At 73.3% G+C, this 6,214-nt stretch carries 7 protein-coding genes; 2 read left to right on the top strand and 5 right to left on the bottom strand.

The features are described from left to right. A partial coding sequence (locus tag VR45_RS29540; RefSeq protein WP_199926024.1) for a helix-turn-helix transcriptional regulator occupies positions 1-815 on the top strand: 815 nt, incomplete at its 5' end. Between the two features lie 76 nt (positions 816-891). On the opposite strand, the gene VR45_RS29535 is transcribed toward VR45_RS29540, so the two are convergent. Next, a complete protein-coding gene (locus VR45_RS29535) occupies positions 892-1,497 on the bottom strand; it encodes a TetR family transcriptional regulator (RefSeq protein WP_045942926.1) in 606 nt (201 codons plus the stop codon). Positions 1,498-1,734: 237 nt separating this feature from the next. Next, positions 1,735-3,258, bottom strand: coding sequence for an MFS transporter (locus VR45_RS29530; RefSeq protein WP_045942925.1), 1,524 nt, complete (start codon positions 3,256-3,258; stop codon positions 1,735-1,737). An 87-nt stretch (positions 3,259-3,345) separates the two neighbouring features. Between VR45_RS29530 and VR45_RS29525 the strand changes: the two genes are divergently transcribed. Beyond that, positions 3,346-3,750, top strand: coding sequence for a MarR family transcriptional regulator (locus tag VR45_RS29525; RefSeq protein ID WP_045942924.1), 405 nt, complete (start codon positions 3,346-3,348; stop codon positions 3,748-3,750). An 82-nt stretch (positions 3,751-3,832) separates the two neighbouring features. Here the strand turns inward: VR45_RS29525 and VR45_RS29520 are convergent, their stop codons facing one another. The 3 genes from VR45_RS29520 to VR45_RS29510 all read right to left on the bottom strand — a co-directional run. Further along, entirely contained in the window at positions 3,833-4,795 is a 963-nt protein-coding gene (locus VR45_RS29520; RefSeq protein WP_045942923.1) for a M56 family metallopeptidase, read from the bottom strand. A 211-nt stretch (positions 4,796-5,006) separates the two neighbouring features. Next, a complete protein-coding gene (locus tag VR45_RS29515) occupies positions 5,007-5,588 on the bottom strand; it encodes a DUF5134 domain-containing protein (protein ID WP_045942922.1) in 582 nt (193 codons plus the stop codon). 192 nt (positions 5,589-5,780) lie between these two features. Then, a partial coding sequence (locus VR45_RS29510) for an ATP-binding cassette domain-containing protein (RefSeq protein ID WP_045942921.1) occupies positions 5,781-6,214 on the bottom strand: 434 nt, incomplete at its 5' end.

Here is a 6,214-nt window from a genome sequence, read left to right as displayed (position 1 = left end):
GCTCCCAGCTGCGCCGGCTCCGCGAGACGCGCGGCATCACCCGCGAGGACGCGGGCTACGCGATCCGGGCTTCCGAGTCCAAGATCAGCCGCATGGAACTCGGCCGGGTCAGCTTCAAGGAACGTGACGTCGCCGACCTGCTCAGCCTCTACGGCGTGGACGACGGCCTCGAACGCGAGGCGCTGCTCGGCCTGGTCCGTGAGGCCAACAAGTCGGGCTGGTGGCACAGCTTCAACGACGTCCTGCCGGGTTGGTTCCAGACCTATGTCGGCCTCGAGGAGGCCGCTGCCCTGATCCGCACCTACGAAGTCCAGTTCGTCCCCGGCCTGCTGCAGTCCGAGGAGTACGCACGGGCGGTTTTCGGCCAGAGTCGGCCGGTGATCAGCGAGGAGGAGGTCGAACGCCGGGTCAGCCTGCGCATGCGCCGTCAGAAGCTGCTCACCGAGGGCGGCAGCCCGCGGCTCTGGGCGGTCATCGACGAGGCCGCGCTGCGCCGTCCGGTCGGCGGCCCCAAGGTGATGCGCGGCCAGGTCCAGTACCTGATCGACGCCGCCGAGCAGGCCAACGTGGTCATCCAGGTCATGCCGTTCCGCTTCGGTGCGCACGCCGGTGAGTCCGGTGCGTTCACCATCCTGCGCTTTCCCGAGCAGGACCTCGCGGACGTGGTGTACCTGGAGCAGTTGACCAGCGCGTTGTACCTGGACAAGCGCGACGACGTCGACGCCTACATCCAGGTCATGGAGCGGCTGTGCGTGGACAGTCTCACGCCCGAGCGCACCATCGACCTGCTGGCCTCGATCCTGAAGGAGCGCTGAGCCCGGACGGCGCCGGTGCCCGACGGGGCGCCGGAACCGGATCCGGACAGGCACAGCGGCCGCCGGCCGCCGCGGTTCAGCCGCGGGCCGGCGGCCGTTCCCGTTCCGGCGGGAGCGGCTGCGGCGGACGGCCCAGGTGCCAGGGCAGGTCGTAGCGCCGGAACAGGTCGGCGCGGATCGGGGCCAGCGGGACTTCCGCCCCGGGCAGCAGCACGCCTATGCAGCCGCCCATCAGCGCGCTGCGCAGCACCGCGTGCTCGGCCGTCGGGTCGGGTGCGCCCCAGTCGCGCAGCAGTCCCTGGAGGATCGCGCCGAGCCGCTGCTGCTCCGGGTCCTGGACGAAGGCGCCGGTGTCCGGGTCGAGGATCAGCGCGAGGTGCGAGCGCATCACCCTCGGGTGGTCCATGGCCAGGCTCAGTACCGCGTCGATGGCCCGGGCCAGCCGGTCCTCCGGGCCGGCGTCGGGCGCCAGCTCGTCGAGGGCGGTGGAGAGCGCCTGGTGCATCATCCGGTGGGTGGCCGACTGCATCAGCAGCCGTTTGCCGTCGAAGTAGTAGGAGAGCAGGCCGCGGGCGAGCCCGGCCCGCTCGGCGATGTCGGTCAGCGTGGTGCCGGCGTATCCGCGCTGGTCGACCAGCTCGACGGTGGCCCGCATGATGCGTCGCCGGGAGCGCTGGCGCATCTCCTCATTGACCGAATCCCCGCGAGGTGCCATCGTGTCTGCTCCGTACGTTCGTTGGCTGGCGGCCAATATACTGGCCGGGCCGGCGACCGAACCCCGGCGACCGGCATTCGGCCGGGCGGTCCGGGTTCGGCCCGTACGGAGGCGCCGGCCCTACCAACACGGGGGTTTGGTAGAGCCGGCGCCCAGCCCGACGGCGGAGGGTGGATCCGGGTGTTGCGGAACCTCTGCCGCCGCTCAGCTCTTGCTGAGGATCTCGTCGCGTCGCTCGGCCAGGTCCTCCCGGCCTACTGACGGATAATCATAGTCCGGTACCGACAGGGTGGTTGCCTTCTTCCGCCGGTCGAGCACGGCACCCGCCACGGCGATCACCAGGCCGACCAGCGCGACCCCGGTGACGAACAGCAGGGCCGGCCGGTAGCCGTCCAGCTGTGCCTCGGCGCCGGTGCCGCCGTTGCTGCCGGCGGTGATGATCGCGGTGGCGCCGGCCAGCACGACCGCGGTGCCCACCTGGATCGCGGTGTTCACCAGGCCCGAGGCGAGCCCCTGCTCCTCGTCGGCCACCCCGTCGGTGGCGGCGATGTTCACCGAGGGGAAGGCGAGGGCGAAGCCGACGCCGAGCAGGACGATCGAGGGCAGCACCAGCACCGGGTACGAGCTGTGCGCGTCCAGCCGCAGGAACAGCGCGAACGCGCCGACCAGGGCCAGCAGGCCGATCGGCAGCAGTCGGCCGGTGCCGAAGCGGTCCACCACCGGGCCCATGAACGGCGCCGAGAGCGCGATCATCGCGCCGGCCGGGAGCAGTCCGAGCGCCATCGTCAGGGCCGACCAGCCAAGCAGGTCCTGCAGGTAGAGGGTGACCACGAACTGGAAGCCGCCGTACGCGCCGGTCATCGCGAAGGCGATCACATTGGCGCGGGCGACCGAGCCGTTGCGGAAGATGCCGAGCCGCACCAGCGGGTGCGCGGTCCGGCTCTCGACCACCAGGAACGCTGCCGCCAGCAGTGCCACGACGGCCAGCGAGCCCAGGGTGCGCAGGCTCAGCCAGCCCGCGCCCTGCGCCTCGGTGACGGTGAACACCAGCAGGAGCACGGCGGTGGTGCCGGTGATCGCGCCGAGCACGTCGTAGCGGCCGGTGACCTTCTCCTCGGTCGGGCGGGGGAGCAGCCGGACGGCGAAGACCAGGGCGAGCAGTGCGATCGGCACGGGCATCAGGAAGGTCCAGCGCCAGCCGACCGCGGTGAGCAGGCCGCTGAGCACCAGGCCGAGCGAGAAGCCGCTGGCGCCGCAGGTGGTGTAGATCGACAGCGCCCGGTTGCGGGCCGGGCCCTCGGGGAAGGTCGTGGTGATGATCGACAGGCCGGCCGGCGCGGTGAACGCGGCCGCGACGCCCTTGAGGAAGCGGGCGGCGATCAGCAGACCGCCGTCGTCGACCAGGCCGCCGAGCAGGGAGGCGGCGGCGAAGACGCCGAGCGCGGTCAGGAAGACCCGGCGGCGGCCGAGCAGGTCGGCGGTGCGGCCGCCGAGCAGCAGCAGGCCGCCGTAGCCGAGCACGTAGCCGGAGACCACCCACTGGAGGGTGGAGGTGGACAGGTGCAGTTCGGAGCCGATGGACGGCAGGGCGATGCCGACCATCGAGATGTCCAGGGCGTCCAGGAAGAGCGCGGCGCAGAGCACGATCAGGGTGCCCCAGAGCCGGGGAGTCCAATGGGCCCCGGTATTTGACGGATCGTCGGTGTTCGTGGCGGTCGCTGTGGTCATGACGCAAGAGACTACATGCACATGCATCCAATGCAAGTGAATAAGATGTTAACGCATAAGTTGTTGACGCTGTGATACTGTGGCGGGGTGGCTGAACTCGACTCCCCGGAGGAGGCAGGGCTGGTCGCCCAGTGGCGCGACCTGCTCGCCCGGCATGCCCGGACCGCCTGTCTGCTCGACCGCGAGCTGGGTGAGAAGCACGGCCTGGGCATGAGCGAGTTCGAGGTGCTGGAGCGCCTCGTCGAGGGCTGCGAGAGCGGTGACAAGGGCCTGCGGGTGCAGGAGCTCGCCCCTACCGTGCACCTCAGCCAGAGCGCCCTTTCCCGGCTGATCGGCCGACTGGAGAAGGCCGGGCTGGTCACTCGGGCGATGTGCGCCGACGACCGGCGCGGCATCCAGGTCGCGCTCACGGAGGAGGGCTGCCGGCGTTACGCCGAGGCCCGCGAGCTGCACCGCGAGGTGCTGTCGCTCACCTTGGCCGAGGACTCCTAGGGCACTCGACGGCGCTTCGGCTATGAGTCGACGGGCCGTCAAGTGCCCTGTGCAGTTGAGGTGGTGGAGCCCGCCGGGTGGCTCAGCGCAGCGCGAGCAGACCCGGGGCGACGGCCAGCAGGACCACCGCGGCGGGCACCGCCAGGGCGGCCAGGGTCAGCTGCAGCCGGTGCGGCACGGACAGCCTCGGCCGCCCCGCCAGCAGCCGGTCCACCCGCTTCGGGGACTGCGCCTGCCCGGGCGGGCAGGCGCCGAACACCCCGCGGCCCAGATTGATCCCCGCCAGTGCCAGGGCCGTGGTGTGGCGCCCGTGCCGGCGCGCCGCCCGGTCGTCCGCCGCCAGCTCCACCAACTCGCCCACCTGGTCCCGGAAGGCGCGGAACACCCCGACCCCGGGGAATCCGGAGGCGAGCGCCTGCGCGCCCTGGGCCAGCCAGTGGTGCCGGGCCCGCACATGCCCGCGCTCGTGGCTGAGAACCGCCGCCAGCTCGCGGGAGGTGAGCCGGTGGAGGGCCCCGGTGGTGACCACCAGCCGGGAGTCCTGCCCCGGCAGCGACCACGCCTCCGGGCGGACGTTCTCCAGGACCACCAGCCGCTCCCGGCGCGGCCGGGACCCCGCGCCCGAGGCCGGCTCGATCGACTCCGGCAACGGCGGTGAGAGCTCGGCCAGTTGGGCGTGCCGCCGGGCCCGCAGCGCCTTCGCGGTACGGATCTCCCGGGTCAGCGCGACCACCGTCTGCAGCCCGCCCGCCGCCAGCACCGCCGCGCAGAGCCGGCCCCAGCCCTCGGCGTTGTGCAGCCCGTACGCGGCCTCGACGCCGGTCGGCGCACAGGCGAAGAGCACCGTGCGCAGGTCGGGGAGGGCGGCCATCGCGGCGAGCACCAGGCCCAGCGCGCAGCACAGCAGCACCGCCACCACCAGGCACTGCCAGACCAGCAGCGCCAGCACCGGTTCCCGCTCCACCCAGCGCGCCCGGACCAGCAGCCGGGGGGCGACGGTGGCGAGCAGCAGTCCGAGCAGCAACAGGCCGAGCAGGGCCGTCATGGCATGGACTCCCCGGGGACGCACGGAGCGCGACAGTGCGCTTCCGGTCAACCTATGCGCTGCCGGAGCCGGGTGGAACGGCTTTCGGCCACCCAGTGACCAACGCCACGACACCTGGCGGACGGCGCCGGGCCACGGTGGGCGCGCCGGTGCCGCGGACCCGCTGCCGGGTTGCCGTCCGCCGTCGCCCGGCGGGGACGCCGGACGGTCGTCACATGGTCAGCAGCATGGCGAACATGCCGATGCCCATGGACAGTCGGCAGGCCCGGGGCAGTCCGGCCGAGGCCACCGCCGCCGTCCCGCCGGAGCCGCTCAGCAGCCGGCTGCCGGACCACAGCGCGTACCCGCCGAAGTAGGCGAGCAGGGCGCCGGTCAGCACGGGTGAACCGACCGCCGGATGGTGCCCGGCGTGCCCGGGGGCGGCGGTCATCGCCAGCGCCATGTACGTCATCGCCAGTGCCCCGACCGCGTGGTGCAGCCGGTGCGCCCGCCGGTCCGGGCGGCGGGCGGCCGCCAGCACCAGGAGCACCGCGGGCGGACCGTACACCCAGGCCCACACCTCGCCCGGCACGGCCGTGCCGGCGACCGCCATGGCGGCCATGCCGAAGCCCATCAGCCCCTCGGCGAGGTCCGCCTCGTGGGTGTGCAGCCGACCGGGACCAGCACCGGTACCGGGGACGGCCGGGGCCGCCACGGGTTCGCACGGGGCACGGCGCAGCCGGGAGAGGCAGTAGCCGCCGGACGCCGCGGTGAGGACGGCCAGCAGCCAGCTGACCAGGTCTGGACCGTGCAACGGCGGCCTCCCCGGGCGGCGCGGACGGGCGTACCGTCAACGATCACCGCTCGCCGCCGCACGCAGCAGGGCGCGCACGGGGGCGCACGGTTGTGCTCCTCGTGGTGCGGTCGGCCGTCGGGCGCCGTCCTGTCCTCTCCGGCGCCGTCCGTGCCTGTTCCGCTCGGACGCTCGGGTCGGCCGGTGCTCCGGTCAGCCGGCGAGGCGGCCCGAGGCGATCACCCGGCTCAGGAAGCGCCGGGTCCGTTCCTCCGTCGGCGCCCCGAACACCCGCTCCGGCGGCCCCTGTTCGAGCACCACCCCGCCGTCCAGGAAGCAGACCTGGTCGGCGACCTCGCGCGCGAAACCCATCTCGTGCGTGGCGAGCAGCATCGTCATGCCCCGCTCCTTGAGGTCCCGCACTACCGACAGCACCTCGCCGACCAGCTCCGGGTCGAGCGCCGCGGTGATCTCGTCGAGCAGCAGCAGGCGCGGCCCGGTGGCCAGCGCCCGGACGATCGCCACCCGCTGCTGCTGGCCGCCCGAGAGCCGGTCCGGGTACGCGCGGGCCCCGTCCGCGAGGCCGAGCCGCGCCAGCAGCTCCAGCGCCCGCGCCTCCGCCTCGGCGCGCGGCACCCCGTGCACCC

Source organism: Streptomyces sp. NRRL S-495, assembly GCF_000966955.1.
GTDB lineage: Bacteria > Actinomycetota > Actinomycetes > Streptomycetales > Streptomycetaceae > Kitasatospora > Kitasatospora purpeofusca.
Note: the sequence above shows the minus strand (reverse complement) of the source record. Positions and strands in the feature narration are given on the sequence as shown.